Source organism: Streptomyces sp. NPDC048590 (genome assembly GCF_043199535.1).
Classification (GTDB): Bacteria; Actinomycetota; Actinomycetes; order Streptomycetales; family Streptomycetaceae; genus Streptomyces.
In genome coordinates this window covers 1-19671 of record NZ_JBICWC010000007.1, presented here as the reverse complement: position 1 = coordinate 19671, position 19671 = coordinate 1, and the positions used below count along the sequence as shown (strand labels likewise).

Annotated in this window: 11 protein-coding genes; 4 read left to right on the top strand and 7 right to left on the bottom strand. The window is 64.9% G+C overall.

Features of this window, described 5'->3' with window-relative positions:
- Positions 1 to 28 precede the first annotated feature (28 nt).
- Both ACGFNN_RS20910 and ACGFNN_RS20905 read right to left on the bottom strand, forming a co-directional pair.
- Complete coding sequence (locus tag ACGFNN_RS20910; protein ID WP_393557784.1) at positions 29 to 3259, bottom strand: type I restriction endonuclease subunit R; 3231 nt, start codon at positions 3257 to 3259, stop codon at positions 29 to 31.
- A gap of 48 nt (positions 3260 to 3307) precedes the next feature.
- Positions 3308 to 6076 carry an N-6 DNA methylase gene (locus tag ACGFNN_RS20905; protein ID WP_393557782.1) on the bottom strand — a complete coding sequence of 923 codons (2769 nt, stop codon included), beginning with the start codon at positions 6074 to 6076 and terminating at the stop codon, positions 3308 to 3310.
- Between the two features lie 351 nt (positions 6077 to 6427).
- Between ACGFNN_RS20905 and ACGFNN_RS20900 the strand changes: the two genes are divergently transcribed.
- Both ACGFNN_RS20900 and ACGFNN_RS20895 read left to right on the top strand, forming a co-directional pair.
- Positions 6428 to 6730: a transposase gene (locus ACGFNN_RS20900; RefSeq protein WP_393557780.1), complete on the top strand. Its 303-nt coding sequence runs from the start codon at positions 6428 to 6430 to the stop codon at positions 6728 to 6730.
- Positions 6727 to 7620, top strand: a complete 894-nt coding sequence (locus ACGFNN_RS20895; RefSeq protein ID WP_393557778.1) for an IS3 family transposase — start codon at positions 6727 to 6729, stop codon at positions 7618 to 7620. Before ACGFNN_RS20900 ends, ACGFNN_RS20895 begins: the two co-directional genes overlap by 4 nt.
- Before the next feature lie 222 nt (positions 7621 to 7842).
- Here the strand turns inward: ACGFNN_RS20895 and ACGFNN_RS20890 are convergent, their stop codons facing one another.
- The 5 genes from ACGFNN_RS20890 to ACGFNN_RS20870 form a co-directional block, all read right to left on the bottom strand.
- Positions 7843 to 12015 carry a hypothetical protein gene (locus tag ACGFNN_RS20890; RefSeq protein WP_393557776.1) on the bottom strand — a complete coding sequence of 1391 codons (4173 nt, stop codon included), beginning with the start codon at positions 12013 to 12015 and terminating at the stop codon, positions 7843 to 7845.
- 47 nt (positions 12016 to 12062) lie between these two features.
- Entirely contained in the window at positions 12063 to 12434 is a 372-nt protein-coding gene (locus tag ACGFNN_RS20885; RefSeq protein ID WP_393557774.1) for a trypco2 family protein, read from the bottom strand.
- Positions 12435 to 13128: 694 nt separating this feature from the next.
- Entirely contained in the window at positions 13129 to 13716 is a 588-nt protein-coding gene (locus tag ACGFNN_RS20880; RefSeq protein ID WP_393557772.1) for a hypothetical protein, read from the bottom strand.
- 549 nt (positions 13717 to 14265) lie between these two features.
- The gene (locus ACGFNN_RS20875) at positions 14266 to 15609 is read right to left on the bottom strand and encodes a class I SAM-dependent RNA methyltransferase (RefSeq protein ID WP_393557770.1); all 1344 of its coding nucleotides are present in this window, start codon (positions 15607 to 15609) and stop codon (positions 14266 to 14268) included.
- A gap of 141 nt (positions 15610 to 15750) precedes the next feature.
- Positions 15751 to 17805, bottom strand: coding sequence for an APC family permease (locus tag ACGFNN_RS20870; protein ID WP_362666727.1), 2055 nt, complete (start codon positions 17803 to 17805; stop codon positions 15751 to 15753).
- Between the two features lie 383 nt (positions 17806 to 18188).
- Here ACGFNN_RS20870 and ACGFNN_RS20865 point away from each other — a divergent pair, with 383 nt between their 5' ends.
- Positions 18189 to 18857, top strand: coding sequence for a TrkA family potassium uptake protein (locus tag ACGFNN_RS20865; RefSeq protein ID WP_073748169.1), 669 nt, complete (start codon positions 18189 to 18191; stop codon positions 18855 to 18857).
- Positions 18857 to 19534, top strand: a complete 678-nt coding sequence (locus tag ACGFNN_RS20860) for a TrkA family potassium uptake protein (RefSeq protein ID WP_362539389.1) — start codon at positions 18857 to 18859, stop codon at positions 19532 to 19534. The genes ACGFNN_RS20865 and ACGFNN_RS20860 overlap by 1 nt, the downstream gene beginning before the upstream one ends.
- Positions 19535 to 19671 lie beyond the last annotated feature (137 nt).

The window sequence follows — 19671 nt, the reverse complement described above, 5'->3', positions numbered from 1 at the left end:
TGACGTGACAGGCCGTTACCTGCGCAGGTTACGCATCGGCGGACGGTGCGGCCGGGGCTTCACCCGATTTGATCGCCGCGGCCCGCTCGGCGGTCGCTCGGCGTTCCGCCTCGCGGCGGGCGGGCCGGCGGATCAGTCCGTACGCCTGTTGGGTGGCGACCTGCTTGAACAGTTTGTTCACCAGCGGATCGTCGTAGTAGCGCACCAAGAGGGCATCATTGGACTGGGCTTGGTCGATGACGATGCGGTCCATGTCCCGGTCGACCTCCCGGCGAAAGGTCTCCTCATCGTTGTGGAGGCCGATCCGCTTCAAATCGGGATCTTCAGAGACGGCGACAACGAGCTGGCCGAGCAGGATCTGGTCTGTGGTGGACAGGCCGATGCCGTACTCCTCGTTGACCGACTCGATGACCTCAGCTAGCGACTTCTCCTGCGCATCAGGGGATGCGCCAGCGGGCTGCGGCACGATGCCCGGCAGGAGCTGCGCGCCCTCCGCTTTGAGCCGTAGTTCGGGGGTGCCGGTCTTCCGTACGTTCATGTGGCTAGGAGTGATCTCCCCTATGTCCACGCTGGCGGAACCCGCCGGTAGACGCAGGCGTCGTACCAGGAACCGTCCGTACTGGAAGAGCCGCTCCAGTTCCTCGTTCTCGAACCCGATGACGTGGGAGAGCCATCCGTACGCCTTGACGTACGCGTCCAACGCGCTCCGGAACTCCTGGGCGGCGTCCGGCTCTTCGTCCGCCAAACGATTGAATCGGTCCACGGCTCCGGTGGTGTAGTGGTGCAGCTTCGCGTGAGCCTTGGACACCGCCGCATCGGTGGCGGAGCCGTCCTGGAACGCGGCGAAGTACGCGGTCACGAAGGCGTCCATCTCCGCCTCGATAAGCAGGCGATAGGCCATCACCTCATCGTGCCTGGTGAACAGCAGGTTGGGCTCGGGCTCTTCGGCGAGGGACGCCTCGTAGTACGCCTGGAATGCCTCCACTATGACCTCGGGCCTGTTGGCGAAGTCCAGGACGAAGAGGTCCTCGGCGGACTTGAGTCGATGCGTGCGGTTGAGCCGCGACAGCGTCTGCACGGCCGCCAGGCCAGCCAGTGGCTTGTCGACGTACATGGTGGTCAGCAGCGGCTGGTCGAATCCGGTCTGATACTTGTCGGCGACGACGAGAATGCGGTATTCAGGGCGGGGAACGGACGGCGGCTTCGGATCGTCGAGACGGGTGTAGGCGAATCGAACTGGAAGCTCGCTCTCGGCGAAGCCGTTGAGCTTGGCCTCGGTGTACTCGATGTCGTCGAGGGTGAGAGTGCCGGAGAACGCGACCAGAGTCGCGCAGTCCGTAAAGCCGCACCGCTCCACGTAGGCGCGGATTGCTTGATAGAGGCGCACGGCGTGCTCACGGCTGGGCGTGACCACCATCGCCCTCGCCCGCCCGCCGAGGCGGTCGGCAGAGTGTGCCCGGAAGTGGTCCACCATGATCTTCGCCCGGGAGTCGAGAGACGCCTCGGACAGCAGGGCCGCCCGTACCAGCTTCGACTTGGCCTTGCGCGGATCGACCTGCTTCTCCGCCTCGTCCACGGCTGCCTTCTGAAGCTTGAAGTACGTGCCGTAGGTAACGTAGGTGCCCAGCACGTCCAGGATGAAGCCTTCCTCGATGGCTTGCCGCATCGAGTAGATGTGGAACGGCTCCATCTGCCCGCCATCAGAAGTCCTAGTACCGAAGAGTTTGAGCGTCTTATCCTTCGGGGTCGCGGTGAACGCGAAGAAGGACAGGTTGGGCTGCTTGCCGCGGGCGAGGGCGGCAGCGGTCAGTGGATCGCCGTCCTCGTCGATTGCATCCGAACCGATCTTGCCCAGAGCCTTCTTGAGCGCGTCGGCGCCCTTGCCCCCCTGTGAGGAGTGCGCTTCATCGATGATGATCGCGTAGCGGCGCTCGCGGCCAAGGCCGGAGGTCTTGCCCAGGATGAAGGGAAACTTCTGCAGCGTGGTGATGACGATCCGGGCGGTCGCCCCGGTCAGCGCCTCGGCCAGCTGCTGGGAGCTGTCGTCGACACGCAGCACGACACCCGGTGTGTGGTCGAACTGGTAGATGGTGTCCTGGAGTTGCTTGTCCAGCACGCGGCGGTCGGTGATGACGACGACCTTGTCGAAGACGGCTTTGTTCGCCGCGAGGTTCTTGGCCTTGGCTGCGGCCGGGTCGAGGAGTACCGGGTCTTCGGGCGTGTGCAGTGATGCGAGACGGTGAGCGAGCCAGGCGATGGTGTTGGACTTGCCGGACCCCGCCGAGTGCTGGATCAGGTAGTTCTCGCCCGCCCCGTGCTGGGCGGCGTGCGCCGTCATCTTCCGTACGGCATGCCACTGGTGGAAGCGCGGGAAGATCAGCGGCTGGGTGTGCGCGGCGCCCGGGCGATAGCGGGGGGCCTTGCCCGCCTTGGCGGCTTCGTCCTCGACGTGCAGATAGCGGTGCAGGAGGTCGAGCCAGTTGTCACGCTGCCACACCTGTTCCCACAGGTACGAAGTGCGATACGTGGTGCCGTCGGGAGTGGGCGGGTTGCCGGCACCGCCGATGTTCCCCGGGCCTCCATCGCCCATGTTGAACGGCAGGAAGCGGGTCTGGGGACCAGCCAGACGCGTCGTCAGGAACACCAAATCCGGGTCGACCACGAAATGCACGAGGCTACGACGCGCGAAGAACAACTCCTTCGGATCTCGAACCGTTCGGTATTGCCGCTTGGCGTGCTCGACGGTCTGGCCGGTGAGCGGGTTCTTCAACTCGGCGGATGCGATGGGTAGGCCATTGAGGAAAAGCGCTAGGTCGAGCGACCTCGTCGGCTTGACCGAGGAGTAGTGGAACTGCCGGACAACAGTGAGGCGGTTGGCGTCGTACTCGTCGAGCGCACCGACGGCGAGGGTGTGCGCGGGGCGAAAGTAGGCGAGCCGCAGCCTCACGTTCCGGTCCACAACTCCGTGCCGTAGTACGTCGAGGGTCCCGCGGGCGTCTATCTGCTGGGCCACGTGAGCTGCGAAGCGATGGACGGCGTCTGGCTCCTCCTCTCCGTAGGCATCCATCAGCCGCTCCCAGGCGTCGAGCTGGGACGCGCGAAGGTACTTGGAGAGTTCGGAGGTGTCGATGCCAAGCTTGTGGTCGTAAGAATTGCCGAGCCCTTGCTCCCAGCCGTTCCGGAGCAGGGCAGACTCGATGACGGCCTCGAAGGCTCCTTCAGTGTGCGCCTCTCGTGCTTGCACAGGGACGGGGGTCATCGATTCTCCTTGGGGATAGGGGAAGCGGCATACAACATCGAGCGGCAATTAAGTGGTGGCAACCTGCAGTCGACCGGTGACTGCAGCGGTGGAGAGTGCCCGCTGGCGCTCGATGAGGAGCGCGAGCTGGCACTCGATCTCGTCGCGCAGCCGTGTTTGGCGGTCGAGCGACGCGTTAAGGGAACGGACCAATGCTTTTTGTGTCGGCACGGGCGGGAGCGGCACTGGGAAGTTCTGGATCTTGCTGCTGTTGGTGGACGCGAGGTTTGTAGTCCTAGTTCCCGTGCTCTCGAAATAGCAGCGCCCATGGAGGGACTGAGTGACGTAAGCCAAGTACTCGCCATCGAGATGCCGTTCATCGGGCCGGATGGCGAAGATGTGATTCTGGTGCAAGCAACCTTCCAGCTCACCTCGCCATACGGTCCCGCGGCCCAACTTGTCCAAGTCCCCGCCCTCGGTCATCAAAACATCACCAGCCCTGAGCGTGCTACGCCGGGCCACACTCCGCGGCACCGTGATCTCCGTGACGGATTCGAGCGCAAGACGACCAGCTTGAACATTGGCTACTCGCAGATACGGACGCGTGACGACATCCCCGGTGATATCGCGTTTCGCGTCGACCGTCAACCCATTCTGCAGGCGAGCCAAATACGCGAGGCGTACCAGTTTAAAACTGTCAGGCAGTTCGGGGAGCCACCTCCACGACCCTTCGGCACGCGACTTCCCCAAACCGCCGGGCGACACAGTCTCAGAGATCTCAGCGAAGGTGAAATCATCCAATGTGGCCAACTGACTCAGCAACGTCTGGATCTTCGCCTCCAGGGCCTTCATCTCCCTGTCGATATCAGTCGGTGAATTCGGGGACTCGTAGACGTAGAAGTGTCGCGTGAACGGGATTTCGTACCCGATCCGAAAACGGATGATTTCTTGCGTCTCCGCATTCTTGGACTCCGCGATCCACGCCTCCTCGGCATTGGGTTTCACCTCACGCGCGAAGTATTCGTCGATGTCACCACGAAGGGGCACATACTCGAAGTTTCGCAAACCTGGGTCGTGTTCGGGCTGGTCCTTCTTTGCAAATTGGATCTCACCCTCGGGATCCGGCACTCCGACTGCGTCACGCATGGCCCTGTCGAAGGGCTTGCCCTTCGGCCACGGCACACCCTTCTCAGCCATTGCTGCTAGAAGGTCACCCCACGCCTGGGCCTTGGTAGCCCAACTCGACCCGACCAGGGGTTTCAATGCATCAACTAGCTTCTCTGGATCGCGGAACTCCCTGGCAACTACCCTGGATGCACGCAACCCGTCAAGGGTGTCCTCAGTGACCTCGAAGCGCAGCTTGAGTGGCCGGTCAACGGCGATCCGCTTGTATCCGAATTCGTCGGCAGCAAGGACTTTCACCTTATCCGGTACGGAGTGTTCAGAGTTCTCACCTGAGCGCGCCAGTCGATACGCCTGCCCATACCAATGACAGATCTCCTTGCGCTGCTCCTCAGCGATCCGCTTACGCTTCTTGCTCAGCGACTTTGTCATTTTGCGCCACTGATCCCGCGCGTCGACAAGAATGATCCGATTCTTAAGGTTCTTCGGCTTTCGGTTGGTGACGATCCAGAAATAGGCAGAAAGATCTGTGTTATAAAAGAGTTGGTCCGGGAGAGCAACGATCGCTTCCAGATAGTCGTTCTCGATAATCCATCGGCGGATTTCCGACTCGCCCGATCCCGCAACGCCAGTAAGCGGCGAACCGTTGAATACAACGGCGATTCGACTGCCCCCGTTTTCCCCGCCTTCGGCATCTTTCTTCAATGGCCTCATCTTCTGGATCATGTGCTGAAGGAAGAGGAAGGAGCCATCGTTAATGGGGGGCAGGCCAGCACCAAAGCGGCCATCGTAGCCGCGATCTTCGTATTCCTCCTTAATCTCCTTCTCGACCTTCTTCCATTCCACGCCGAAGGGCGGGTTGGCGAGCATGTATTCAAACTGCTCGTCTTCATGACCGTCTTGGGTGAAGGAATTCCCGAAGCAGATATTGGAGGCCGTTTGATCCTTGAGGAGCATGTCTGAGCGGCAGATCGCGTACGACTCAGCGTTGACCTCCTGCCCGAACAGGTTCACGCGTGCCCGAGGATTGAGCGTCTTGATGTGTTCCTCAGCTGCCGACAGCATGCCACCGGTTCCGCAGGCCGGGTCAAGGATATCGACCACAGGAGCCTCACCGGTGAGGCGTTCAGCGTCTGGAGCAAGTAGCAGCTCGACCATCAACTCGATCACTTCGCGTGGAGTGAAGTGCTCGCCGGCGGTCTCGTTCGAGGCGTCTGCGAATTTGCGGATGAGTTCCTCGAAGACGAAGCCCATGTTGTGGTTATCCACGACTGCGGGGCTGAGATCGATCTCGGCGAACTTCTGCACGACGAGGTAGAGCAGACCGGTCCTGGCCAGCCGCTCGATCTGAAGGTGGAAGGCGTAGTGGTCGAGGATCTCGGTGGCCTCCGCCGAGAAGCCGTCGATGAAGTCCTTGAGGTTCTTCTCGACCTTGTCGGTGTCCTGGTCGGCACCGATGGTGGCGAATGACTGCTGGGAAAGGTTCCAGAAGTTCCGGCCGGCAGCAGCCCGCAGCACGCCGTCCTTGTTCATACCCGCGTAGGACTCGGCACGCGCCCACACGTCCTTGCGAGTGTCCTCCATCACGCAGTCCATGCGGCGCAGCACGGTCATCGGCAGGATGACTTTGCCATACTCAGAGCGCTTGTAGTCGCCGCGCAGCAGATCGGCCACCGACCAGATGAAGTCGGCCAGCTCCTGGTTCTTGTCGCTCACTCGTCACCTTTTCGTGTTGCTTCCTGCCGAGAAGTCTCTGTGCCGCCCGTTACAGCGAGCCGGACGGCGAACCTCACCAGGGTACGGAAGCGAACGTCCTCCTCGGGACGCCGACAGGTATTCTCCTCATCGCTGCTGGCGTCGTCTGGGCCGCTGCGCTCACGCCGTTCGCGACACACCCGAGGCCACGTGCCATGACAGGAGGTTGTGGGCTTGATCCGCTTTGACGGACACCATTGGTGTGGTGGTCAGGCTGCGAGTGCGGTCTCGTATTCGGCGGGACTAAAGCTCCCCCATTGACCTGGACACATGGACACTGGGACGGATGGGTCCCGGGGGGAGTGGTTCAGGTTGAGCAAGAGCAACCGCAGCAGGCGGTACACGGAGGAGTTCAAGCGCGATGCCGTCGAGCTGGCGCTGGCCTCCGACAAGACGGTCACCGAGGTCGCCCGTGACCTCGGCGTGAGTGCCGAGGGCCTCCGGGGCTGGGTGAAGCAGGCGAAGGCCGACCGAGGCCAGGGCCGGCCTGGCGAGCTGACCTCGGCCGAGCATGAGGAGCTCAAGCGGCTGCGCAGGCAGAACGCCGAGCAGGCCAAGACCATCGAGGTGCTGCGAGAAGCGGCGGTCTTCTTCGCGAAGGAGAGCGATCGATGACCGATGTCCACCGGTTCATCGAGGCGGAGAAGGCCACCTTCGGCGTCGCTTTCCTGTGCCGACTGCTGAAGGTCGCCCGGGCCTCCTTCTATGCGTGGGCTGAGGGCGAGGTTGCCCGCCGCCCCCGCCAGGAGGCCGACGACGCGCTGGCCCACGAGATCACCGTGCTGCACGTCGCCTCGAAGCACACCTACGGGTCCCCGCGCATCCACGCGGAGCTGGCCCGCCGCGGACGCCAGGTCAACCGCAAGCGGGTGGAGCGCGTCATGCGGGAGCGGGGCATCACCGGCGTCACGCGCCGCAGGCGCCGGTCGCTCACCAGGCCCGCGAAACGGGCGGTGCCGGCCCCGGACCTGATCGGCCGCGACTTCACCGCTCCGGCGCCCGGAGTAAAGCTGGTCGGCGACATCACCGTCATCCCCACCGAACAGGGCTGGCTCTACCTGGCGACCTGGCTGGACCTGGCCACCCGCGAGGTCGTCGGCTACGCGATGTCCGACCACCACCGGGCCTCACTGGTCGTCGACGCACTCACCATGGCCGCAAGCCGAGGCAACCTCCAGCCCGGCTGCATCGCGCACTCGGACCGCGGCAGCGAATACACCTCGGACGAACTCCGCCGCCGCATACAGGGCTTGAACCTGCGCCAAAGCATGGGCCGGACCGGATCCTGCTACGACAACGCCGCAGCTGAGAGCTTCTTCGCCGTCCTAAAGGAAGAGATCGGCGTCCGTGTCTGGCCGGACCGGGCCACCGCCCGAGCAGCGATCTTCACCTACATCGAGACCTTCTACAACCGCCGACGGCTACGCAAGCACCCTTTGTGGGGCTACCTCACCCCGCTCGAGATCCGACAACGACACCAGCAAGGTCATTTCCTGGCAGCGTAAGGAACGAGTGTCCAAGGTCATGGGGGAGGGGAACAGCGGGCACAATCCAGGAAGTTCGAGACACGCTGATGCACGTCTCGGGGTCCGGGCTCAGATGGGACGCCCGTTTCACCGCAGAGTCGCCAAGGATGATCTCGCAGATGCTACCGAATAGGCGGCGGTCCAAGCGTCGGCAAGGATTGCCTCGACCAGAGGGCGCCCGCACAGCCAAGTTCGCCCGAGTCAGGGTTGTTTCAAGCTAGGGAATTGGCGAATCAACTCTTGCGCTTCTGCTACGGCTGCCCCATCCGTTTCCAGAGCCCGGTATAGAAGTGGTGCGATCTCGCGCCTCCGGTTACGCTTCCGAAGCGCTCGCGCCCAATTCGCAACTGCGCCGGAGGGGAGCAGGCGAATTACATCGTCTACAAGCCCGGGAGCGTGGGTGTCGCATGCTTGCACCCAGGCGGAGAGACCTTCAAACGGGTCTGTGTAATTAGAGGACAATCCTGCAACAAATCCAGAGCAGTTGGCAGCGGCGAGTTCGACTGCAACCTGAGTGTCATAGCTCGCCAGGCTGTTCAGGAGTTCCGCGGCGAATTCCCAGTGCTGGCTGGGCAGACCGAGGTCGAGTGGCAGACTGCGGCGAAGCAACCGGATCGTCATCTCGGGGGCCATGTGGGCTAGGAAAGGATCGATCGTGGCGTACTGAGCCTCGTATCGTTCGAGGAGTTCCCGGGCCTCGGCCGGCCTGAATTCGTGGAGAACTTCGACCGCATACAGATGGTTTTGGGGAGGAGACGGCAGGCTCCGCTCGAACTCAGCTGCGAGCGCTTCAAGATTCATCCGGCCTACGACGGCCTTGCCGATCGTGGGATCGGCTTCCCAAACGAAGGAGACGAAATAGTGGAAGTTGTGCCAGGTCAGGTCTGCGCGAGGCCGTGAGAGGGATTGCGCAAGTTGGTCAAGGTCAAGGCTCCGGGCAAACTTCTTGGCCAGTCGGCGAGCCGCGCGGTCGGGAGATCGCCTGCCCCGGAGGAATCGTGGAGCAAACCCCAGGAGAAATGCCCATGTATCAAATATCTTCTGCGACTCAACGGGAGGATTCTTTGAGACCTGCGCCGCAAGGTAGGGAATCAACCTTTCAAATATCGAAAGACCTAGATCCCGAGCCGTGTAGGCCAGAGTCTTGAGCAGCTCGCTAATTCCTTCAATACTCGCAGGAGGGCGGTCGACAAGCACCTGAAAGGAATTCGGGTCATAGGCGTCGCCGACTCTCTCCATAAGGCTCAGCCCACCCCCCTGCGTGATCCTTTCTACGGCGTGGGTGGTGGAGTAGATATGCGGCCACCCACCCTCGGAAATAAGCCGCGCCAGTGCATGCGGGTCCACATCGACGAGAAGATTCTCAGTGAATTCCCTATCATGATAAGATAGAGAATTGATCAAGTCTCCGATTGCCCACCCGTTCTCCGGTGAGACCTCGACTAGCCATTCACGGATGTTACCGCAACGATTGCGAACTAGATCCAGGCAGACGCTCTCGTCCAGAAGCAGGAGGCGTTCGAGGAGATGGGCAGCCATGCCGACATCAGCTCCGGCAGGCGTGGAGAGCGCACGTTCGGCCAGCGCGCGAATACGTGAGCGAGTAAGAACCCCGTGCCGTGCGAGCATCCAACGCGCTTCCGAACTGTGATTTCTTCCAATGAGCCACGCGGCGCCCCGCATCGATGTTCCGGGTGCGTCCAGCGCGAGGCAGAGAAGGGCCGCTGCAGCCTCACGATCTGCTTCAATCTGACTCTCAGGCAGTGCGGCTCGGACACGGCACGACCGGCGAGCAGCAGGCACGGGCGTCGGTGGCCCGGGAGCCACTGCTGAGGCGATAGGCGGAATCACGATGCGTTTCTGGGGCGGGAGGGGAATCTGAGGTAGATGCAGCATCCACGTGATCAGCGCCCAAGCGGCCCTGAGGTGTGCGCAGCGCAGAATCCCGTCACTCACAATCGTCAGGCGCTTGTCCTGCAGGATGCGCAGACCCTGAACGATCCAGGCGCGGTCGCGGCCAAGCGCGTATGCATAGGATTCAAGGTCGCGAGCCGTCACACCGGAATCCACACTGGCAACCTGCGCGATGGCGAGCGCTAGCAGAAGCAGATCCGCACGGTCATGGCCGCGCAAGTCGAGCACGTCGCGTTCGGTGCGCCGCCAACCGCCGGTAAGCGTATAGAAGAAACGCCAGGCAGACTCTGCTTGACCGGCTTCGGTAAGGCGGTCAAGCAGCCGCTCGTCACCGATCTGCTCCCCAACGGAGTCGTCTAGCCTGCGTACCGCAGGGAGGATCTCGTCCGCACGCTTGCGCATTTCGTGGGCAAGCGTGCCTACCGCCGCAGCACCGCTGATGCGGTAAGTGCTGACGCCGCCTGCCACATGATCCACTCCGACGATCAGTATCAGCTGATCTGTGGTGGCGGTCTCAGCCAACTCACGTACGAGATCTGCAGACAGATCCTGCGCATCGTCGATCAGGAGGACTTTGCGATGTGCATACAGGGCGAGATCGGCCGCCCACTGCCGCGGATCGCGCTTGCGAGCATCGTCGCGCAGCCTCAGTACCTCGTAGCCGTCGCCCTTGAGGAGATCACTCGTGGCTTGGTACGCGGTAATCGACTTGCCACAGCCACTGTCCCCGTTGAGCACGACGGCGTGATCGCGGCGTAGGGCGTCGGCGAGGAGATCGACTTCGAGGAGTCGTGGACAGGCGTCCACGTCGCGAGGCCCGAGGCGTGCTCCGGCCAAAGCACGCCCGATATCTCCTTTGCCAGTGAACGTGACCGTGTGCCATGCCGACATGGCTTCTCGTTCGCGGACGTTGCGGGCAAGGACGGTCAGAGCCGTGTCGGCTGTGGAGGGGATATCGTCGATGCCAGTCGCTTCAGGCCCAATGCGGCAGATGAGCCACCCGTGGCCCAAAGGGGCGATAAGTTGCTCGACCATGTGTCGGTCTCGTTCTGAGTATCCGACCAGGAGCAGGGTGCGCGGGTGGTGGGCTACGAGGTGCTGTATGCGGGCATCGAGCTCAGGGCTGAGGGTTCCGGGCAGATGAGGAAGCACCCATGGCTGTTCAGGACGAGCAGCGTCGCCGTGGGGTTTGAACAGAATTCCGGAAGGGATCTCGGTTCCGTACTGACGGCGATAAGCAGATTCGAGAGAGGTGTCCCAGTTGAGCGAGACGACACACTCAATAACGCCGGCGTGGATCAGCGCCGCGAGTTCCTCGTGGGCAGTGGATGGCTGTGTGCTGCGACGGACATCGAGGTTGGCCATCTCTTGTTGGAAGCGCCGTCTGGCCAGTATGTGGTTGTCCACAGTGCGCCACGCGAGATTGCTACGAGCAAAGTCGTCGCCGATGAGGAGCTTCGCAGGTTGATCGGGCTGGCCAAGTTCAGCAGCGAGCAGCGTTCGGGCTTCGGGATCGGCGTCGATGGCGTCCCATAGCAGTGCGGTCAGTCCTGCACTGGTAGGGTACGGGGCCGTAAGGGACAACCCTGTTCCGATGACAACCATGGCGCCGAGCTCCAGCTTGTCGCGCAACTGTGCAATGCGGTTGGCAACGTCACTGCTCGTCGGTTCGGAGGGCTGTATACAGGAGTCTGCCATCGCGACCAACTCCTCCGCGTGGGACTCGGAATGCTCCGCTGTGAACCCGCGTGCTTCAAGTTGGCGGCCCGAGTGGGGAATCGCTGGCTGTCCTTCCGCAGGCATCAGTTCGGGAGCCGGGGCCCCATTCTTCTGCAGCAGGTCGACGAAGGCGGAACCTGTGGCGAACCTACGGGCCGGCAGCGCGCGCAGGCGGCGATTCTCGTGCTCCTCGTCGTCGTGAAGCACGATGCCGATGAGGCAACCTTGGCAGAAGACTGCCGCCCCTGAGATCCCACTCCACGCCCTCCGCTGGTCGGTTCGTAGGCGCGGCGCAGCGTGCTGGTCGAGCGTGTAAAGGTCGTGCGGGCCTTCGCCTCCGGCCAGCGGCGAGAGGACACCGCGTAGGTGTTCCACGAGACGTTGGCCGTCCTCGGCTCTGGTCTGGAGCGGGTAACCCAGGCCAGAGTATGGAAGGGCTTCAGTGCCGACCGGACGGCCCCAGCGCACCGTTCCTGGGACGTCCACTGGCGCGTCCAGGTGCAGCAGGGCCGCGTCCGCGCCGTCAGGATCTATCCAGCAGACGGTGGCCGCACGCCGTTCCACGCCGCCGGACGGCGGATGGCCCACCCCGGCGGTGATCCTCGGCCAGACCTTACCGATTTCATCGACGATGACATGGCGGGCGGTCAGCACCAATTGAGGAGCGATGAGGTAGCCCGACCCAGATTTGCGGCGGCCTGTGCCATCGCAGCGGACATCTGCCAGTCTGTGCTTGTCCATGCAGTCGTCTCAGCCTATGCCCTGATCAGCCACCCTCTGCGTTACCGTCAGTCCTCGCCCCAGGAGCCGGTCTCGTCGGCACTGACCTCAGCCCGCCCGCCGCCAGTGGCCCGATCTTTGACCTTCAGCGCGAGGGTTAGCTTGTGTGTCCTCATCGACCCGGTCGAGCCGCCGACACCTGCGGTGGCCACGCCGAAGGTCAGCTTCCCCTCCCCACGGCCCTCGTTGCGTAGCTCCAAGAGCAGCTCAAGTTGGGCCTGCTCAATCTCAAATGCGAACTGCTGCCCCACGCTTGCCCCCTGGGCTGCGTACAGCTCCTGACGCAGCTCCTCGATTGCTGCAGCCAGCCCAATCTCTGCCATCCTGTACCCCCGCGTCCTCACCTGTCGAAGCGGCCTTAGAGCTTCGGATCTGATCATCAACGGCCGATTGCCGCCGCCGCTTCCGCAGCAGTCTGCCCAACCACGTCATATCGCGCCAACTGTGCAGGGTCACCGACAGCAGAAAGAGCAACCGAGTAGTCGTCCCAGCCGTGTTCTTGGCCGACGGCTCGCGTCACCGTCCGGCGCGCCGTTCCGGCCCGTAGGGACTCAATCCCCTGAGGTACGGCTCGAGCTCCTCCGGCGTGGGTTCACGTGTGTGCGGCATCTCCGGAAGCCCGCTGCCCAAGGGGTCGACCAACGTCACGTACCCCCTTGGCCACTTCAACCAATCTCGGGCCGAGTCCAGAGCCTGCTCGTCCACGGCGCCGTCCAACTCGCCGATGCGACGTTCCAATGCCTTGCAGTACGCACTGAGGGCAGCCGCTTCATGCCACCTCCCGGCCTCTTCGCGTAGCACCTGGGCAAGTTGTTCGCGAACAGCTTGTTCCTTCGCCACGCCCATGGCCGCTTGCCAACGAGCTTCGCGTTTCGCCCTGGCCTGCTGTTCATCCTGCCGGCGCCGAGCATCCTCTACAGCTCGTGCCTCGATCTCTCTAAGGATCACGCCCAAGGCTTCTCCAAGCGTCCGGCTCTTCCGATCCCGCCAGCGACCGGGCCGACCGGCCAGACCATGGGCAAGCTCCACGACGAGACGAGCGGAGCGCTCCGGATCCGTGGACTCCGGGAACTCCTACCTGGCTGTGACGGTGTACGCGAAGCCGTCGACAACGACGTCCACGCCGCCCTCGCGCGGGAAGAAGGACGACCGTGCCTTCTGCACCTCATACCCTCGCCGCACCACCTCAGCCGCCAGACCCTGCAACAGGAGCAGCGACCTACGGCGCAGCGCAGACGGCATCACCAACCGACTCTCGTCGTCTTTGAGCGCAGCCACCACCGGATGCAGGTGTCCCAGCCGTGCAGGGACAGGAACCGGCCCTCCGACCGCCGTCGGCCGCTGACTCCGCGCGTTGGGATGCGGGCCCTCCGCAAGGAACAACTCCAGCCCCGGCCCGCCATAAGGGACCTTCGCGATGCGTTTGCCCGTCGGCTCCAGGCCGTGGCGCTTCGCATAATTGACGACGCGCCGCCACTCCGCGACCTCGTCGTCATCGGGATCAGCGATCCGGACGTGCCCCTCGGCGACGAGCCGCTCAATCATTTCCTGCGCCTTCGCCTGCCGGGCGCGCGCGATGGGCCGCTCGCTATAGGGCGGCCGAGGCTTGGCAGACTCCGTCGGCTCACCGCCGTCGGCGACCGCAGAGTCGTCGTCAATCATCAGGAGCCAACGATCCCGCATCACGTCGGCCGAACGCCAGCCACTTGACGTCAAGGTCCGAGCGCCCTCGTCGACAACAGGGTCCACGGGGAGCCGATGCTGCCGTTCGATCCAGGCTGACCACCAGCGCACAGGCTCCATCCCATGCCGCGCTGCCCTGCCCTGCCTCGAGTAGAGCCGAAAGGGCCTCCGCCAGCCATGGGAGTCCTCTGGGACTTCCGACCCTGGCAACCGACACGAGCGTGAAACAACCGAAAGTTCATTCGCACTGCTCAAAGGCCACCACGCCTCCATCATGGCAGTTCACCGCGCTCGCTGGTCACTTCCGGGACAACCGGCCATCAGGGGGCCAGCAGATCCACGCAGGGCGTCACCCGCCCTCGACACCTCATCGGTATACGCCACCCTGGCAGGGCCTGACCTGCCCAGTAGGGCACCTGACAGACCATCAGAACGAGCGTCAAATGAGCGTCACGAGCGTCATTTCAGCGTCAAGATATCGCCCGTAGCGCCCACACCGCACATAATGCGCACACGCAAAACAGCAGGTCAGGAGCCCTTCGCGGCCGGTTCAAGGATAGCGACACACTCCACATGATGCGTCATCGGGAACAGGTCGAACGCCCGCAGCGTCCGCACCCGGTACCCGCCCTCCGCGAAGTACGCGATGTCCCGCGCCAGCGCCGCGGGGTCGCAGGCCACGTACGCGATTCGGCGGGCGCCGAGGGCGACCAGCTGCTTGACGGTGGCCTTGCCGGCGCCCGCGCGGGGCGGGTCCAGGACGATCAGGTCGCACTCGGTGATGCCCGTGCGGGGCAGGACCTGGTCGACCTTGCCGTGCTCGATGCGGACCCGGTCGAGGTCCTTGAGGTTGTGGCGGGCGTCCTCGACGGCGCGCTTGCCGGACTCGATGCCGAGCACCGCGCCCTTCTCGCCGATCCGCTGGCCGATGGCTCCGGCGAAGAGGCCCACGCCGCAGTAGAGGTCGAGGGCGGTGTCGTTCTTGCGGGGCAGCAGGCCCTGCATGACGGCGCGGACCAGAGTGTTCGCGGCCTGCGGGTGGACCTGCCAGAAGCCGCCGGAGCCGACGCGGTACGTACGGTCGTCGGCGCGCTCGCGCACGAAGGCGCGGCCGTGGACGCGGTGGACGCCGCCGTCCTTCTCGTCGACGCGCATCACGGAGACGGGCTTGTCCAACTCGACCAGCGGGAGCCGGCCGCCCTCGCGCGGCGTCAGGATGACCTGGCGGTCGTGGGAGCCGGTTGCGGAGATCGCCTCGACGGTGGCCATCTGCGGCCAGTCCTGCTTCTCGACGCCGAGCTCGGAGACACCGGGGGCGGCGATCAGGCAGCGGTCGACGGGCTGGACCTCGTGCGAGCGGTGCTTGCGCAGCCCCGCCGTGCCGTCCGCGTCGATCGCGTACTGGACCCGGGTGCGCCAGGCTGGCACCTGGCCGGCCGGGAGCTTGTCGCCCTCGGCCGGCATGACCGTGCCGTCCCAGCCGGCCTCCTCGGGCGTGAGGCCCGCCAGGCGCTGGAGCTGCTCGGCGATCACCTCGCCCTTGAGGCGGCGCTGCGCTCCCGGCTTGGCGTGCTGCCAGTCGCAGCCACCGCACTTGCCGGGGCCGGCGTACGGGCAGGGGGCCTCGACGCGGTCCTTGGATGCCTCGATGACCGTGACCGCGTCGGCGCGCAGGAAGCGGGACTCGGTCCCGCCCTCGGTGACACGAGCGACGACCTTCTCACCGGGCAGGGTGTGGCGCACGAAGAGCACCTGCCCCTCGGCGGTACGGGCGATGCAGTGGCCGCCGTGGGCGACGGGGCCGACCTCGACCTCGTACTCCTGACCGATCAGGTCCTCCCCGGCCTGCGACGACGTGGATTCGTTCTGCATGAGGGGGTGGCTCCAGAGATCAGGGAGGTGAAAGAGGAAAGTGGGAACGGCCGGACAACAGCCCACAAGTCTACGTGGACGGAAGCCGGCTGCTCGCCAAGGGCCGCAGCGGTGACTGCCCGCCGCCAGGAGGTGACCCGGTCAGCTCTTGGTGCTGCTGGACTCCTTGTGGTGCCGCCGCTCGACGGGCCCGCGACGGACCGCGCCCGGCGCGTTCCAGTCGGCGCGCTTCCTGGCGCGCACCTTCGCCGCCTCCGAGGACTCCAGCTGGTACGGCACCGAGGTAACCATGACGCCCGGGGTGAACAGGAGCCGTCCCTTGAGCCGCAGTGCGCTCTGGTTGTGGAGCAGGTGCTCGTACCAGTGGCCGACGACGTACTCGGGGATGTAGACGCTGATCACATCGCGCGGGCGGTCCTTGCGCAGGCTCTTGACGTACTCGATGACCGGCCGGGTGACCTCGCGGTAGGGCGAGTCGAGGATCTTCAGCGGGATGTCGATGCCACGCCGCTCCCAGTCCTGCTTCAGCGCCTTGGTCTCGTCCTGGTCCACGCTGATGGACAGCGCCTCCAGGTGGTCCGAGCGGACGAGCTTGGCGTACGCGAGGGCCCGCAGGGTGGGCCTGTGCAGCTTGGAGACCAGGACGATGGAGTGGACCCGCGAGGGCCGCACGGTGTCGTCGGACGGCGCGTCCTCGGCGGAGATCTCCTCGGCGACCCGGTCGTAGTGCCTGCGGATCGCGGTCATGGTGCCGAAGAAGATCACCATGCCCAGCAGGGCGACCCACGCGCCGTGGGTGAACTTGGTGGCCAGGACCACGACCAGGACCAGGCCGGTGAAGAACGCGCCGAAGGTGTTGATCGCCCGCGAGCGGATCATGTGCCGCCGCGCCGCGGGGTCCCTCTCCGTGCGCAGGTGACGGTTCCAGTGCCGCACCATGCCGGTCTGGCTCAGCGTGAAGGAGACGAAGACGCCGACGATGTAGAGCTGGATGAGCCGGGTCGAGTCCGCGCCGTAGATCCAGACGAGCAGGATCGCGGCCCCCGCCAGCAGCACGATGCCGTTGGAGAAGGCCAGCCGGTCGCCGCGGGTGTGGAGCTGGCGGGGCAGGTAACGGTCCTGCGCGAGGATCGATCCGAGCAGCGGGAAGCCGTTGTACGCGGTGTTGGCCGCGAGGAAGAGGACGAGGGCGGTGGCCGCGGCGAGGAAGACGAAGAGGAAGGTGCCTTCGCCGAAGACCGCCGCCGCGACCTGGGAGATCACCGGGTCCTGGACGAAGCTCGCGCCGACGGCCACACCGTTGTGGATCAGGTCCTTGGCCGGGTTCTCCGCCATCTTCACGTCGGTGGCCATGGCGAGGCCGATGATGCCGCAGAACATGGTGACGGCCAGCAGGCCCATGGCGGCCAGCGTGGTGGCCGCGTTCTTGCTCTTGGGCTTACGGAAGGCCGGGACACCGTTGCTGATGGCCTCGACCCCGGTGAGCGCCGCGCACCCGGAGGAGAACGCGCGCAGCAGCAGGAAGACGAGGGCGAAACCGGCGAGGCCCTGGTGCTCGGGCTTGATCACGTAGTCCGAGGTGGGCGCGTGCATGGTGTCACCGAGCACGATCCCCCGGAAGGCACCCCAGAGGATCATCACGAACACGCCGGCCACGAAGAGGTACGTCGGAATCGCGAAGAGCTTGCCTGACTCCTTCACCCCTCGCAGGTTCATCAGTGTGAGCAGCACGATGGCGCCTATGGCGCAGAACGTCTTGTGCTCGACGACGAACGGGATGGCGGAGCCGAGGTTCTCGACGCCGGAGGAGATCGACACGGCGACGGTGAGGACGTAGTCGACGAGGAGCGCACTGGCGACGGTGAGGCCGGCCTTCGGGCCCAGGTTGGTGTTGGCCACCTCGTAGTCGCCGCCGCCGCTCGGGTACGCGCGCACGTTCTGGCGGTACGAGGCGACGACGGTGAACATCAGGACGACGACCGCGACCGCGATCCACGGACTGAAGTGGTACGCCGACACGCCCGCGATGGACAGCACGAGGAGTACTTCTCCGGGTGCGTACGCAACGGAGGACAGGGGGTCGGATGCGAAGACGGGGAGCGCGATGCGCTTCGGGAGGAGGGTCTCCCCCAGCTTGTCGCTGCGCAGCGCCCGGCCGATCAGGATCCGTTTGGGCACGTCGGTCAGTTTGGACACGCAGAGGATCGTAAGCGCTGGCGAGACACGCCGCCGATCCACCACCCCCTCCGCGCCTGGAAAACCTTCATAATTACCCGCCCTCACCGGAAAAGTCCATGGGATTCTTAACGAAATCCTTGCGTTACGGACGGGTTGCTTCCGTCTGCCAGGCCGCCTGCCGGGCCGTCTTCCGGACTCCTGCCGGACTCCCGCTTTGCCCTTCGGCCCGTCGGATACGCACACTCGGATGAGGCGGTCCGGACGCCGCCGCTTAAGCTCGTCCCCGGGCGACGCCGAGGGTGGTTGCCCGGTTCTTTGCCCCGCAAGCTGAGAGAGAAGTGTGAGCAGGGTGTTTTCGCAGGTCATCCGGACGACGACCAGGACGGCGAGGTAGGCGCGAGGTGCACATCGTCATCATGGGCTGCGGGCGTGTCGGAGCCGCTCTCGCACAGACCCTGGAGCAGCAGGGGCACACGGTCGCCGTGATCGACCAGGACCCCACCGCGTTCCGCCGCCTGGGAGCCGGATTCGGCGGCCGTCGAGTGAGCGGGGTCGGCTTCGACCAGGACACCCTGCGCGAGGCGGGCATCGAGGAGGCCGGAGCGTTCGCGGCCGTCAGCAGCGGCGACAACTCCAACATCATCGCCGCCCGGGTGGCCCGCGAGATGTTCGGCATCGAGAACGTCGCGGCCCGCATCTACGACCCCCGGCGTGCCGAGGTCTACCAGCGCCTCGGCATCCCCACGGTCGCGACGGTCCGCTGGACCGCGGACCAGATGCTGCGCAGACTGCTCCCGTCGGGCGCCGAGCCGCTGTGGCGCGACCCCAGCGGTGGTGTGCAGCTCGCCGAGGTGCACACCACTCCCTCGTGGATCGGGCACAAGATCAGCACGCTGCAGGAGGAGACCGGCGTCCGCGTCGCCTTCCTCACCCGGTTGGGTGAGGCCATACTGCCCACGTCGCAGACGGTTCTGCAGGAGGGCGACCTGGTCCACGTGATGATGCGTACGGACGAGATCGCGAAGGTCGAGGAGGCCTTCGCCGAGGGTCCCGAGGAGGGCGGTCACTGATGCGCGTGGCGATTGCCGGGGCCGGCGCGGTGGGCCGTTCCATCGCGGCCGAGCTCCTGGAGAACGGGCACGAGGTGCTGCTGATCGACAAGGCGCCGACGGCCATCTCGGTGGAGCGGGTGCCGATGGCCGAGTGGCTGCTCGCGGACGCCTGCGAGATCACCTCCCTCGACGAGGCGGCGCTCCAGCGGTGCAACGTCGTGATCGCCTCGACCGGGGACGACAAGGTCAACCTCGTCGTCTCGCTCCTCGCGAAGACCGAGTACGGGGTCCCGAGGGTCGTGGCGCGGGTGAACAACCCGAAGAACGAGTGGCTCTTCAACGAGTCCTGGGGGGTCGATGTCGCGGTGTCCACGCCGCGTCTGATGTCCGCCCTGGTCGAGGAGGCCGTGAGTGTGGGCGATCTCGTCCGGCTGCTGCGGTTCAGCCACGGCGACGCCAACCTGGTCGAGCTGACGCTGCCCCCGGAGTCGGCGATGGCCGGTATCCGGGTGAGCGATGTCGCCTGGCCCGAGGACACCTCGCTCGTCACGATCATCCGCGGTACGCGGGTGCTCACGCCGAGCCCCGAGGAGACCCTGGAGGCCGGCGACGAGCTGCTGTTCGTGGCGGCGCAGGCCCGCGAGGAGCAGCTGGAGGACCTGCTGTCGGTCCGCCGGGAGCCGGTCGAGGACTGACGCGCCCCGCCCGGAGACAGCGAGTGGCCCCGGACCGTTCACACGGATGCTGTTGGTTAATCCGGGGTCTTGATCAGTTCGCCCCGTCGAGCGTCAGCTCGGCGGGGCGAAGTGCTGTGAAGTGGCTGGTGCGGGTG

Bases quoted from the DNA above. Each gene is read 5' to 3' on its own strand.
- ACGFNN_RS20910 (WP_393557784.1), bottom strand. From the start codon at position 3,259: ATGACCCCCGTCCCTGTGCAAGCACGAGAGGCGCACACTGAAGGAGCC.
- ACGFNN_RS20895 (WP_393557778.1), top strand. From the start codon at position 6,727: ATGACCGATGTCCACCGGTTCATCGAGGCGGAGAAGGCCACCTTCGGC.
- ACGFNN_RS20890 (WP_393557776.1), bottom strand. From the start codon at position 12,015: ATGGACAAGCACAGACTGGCAGATGTCCGCTGCGATGGCACAGGCCGC.
- ACGFNN_RS20885 (WP_393557774.1), bottom strand. From the start codon at position 12,434: ATGATCAGATCCGAAGCTCTAAGGCCGCTTCGACAGGTGAGGACGCGG.
- ACGFNN_RS20880 (WP_393557772.1), bottom strand. From the start codon at position 13,716: ATGATTGACGACGACTCTGCGGTCGCCGACGGCGGTGAGCCGACGGAG.
- ACGFNN_RS20875 (WP_393557770.1), bottom strand. From the start codon at position 15,609: ATGCAGAACGAATCCACGTCGTCGCAGGCCGGGGAGGACCTGATCGGT.
- ACGFNN_RS20860 (WP_362539389.1), top strand. From the start codon at position 18,857: ATGCGCGTGGCGATTGCCGGGGCCGGCGCGGTGGGCCGTTCCATCGCG.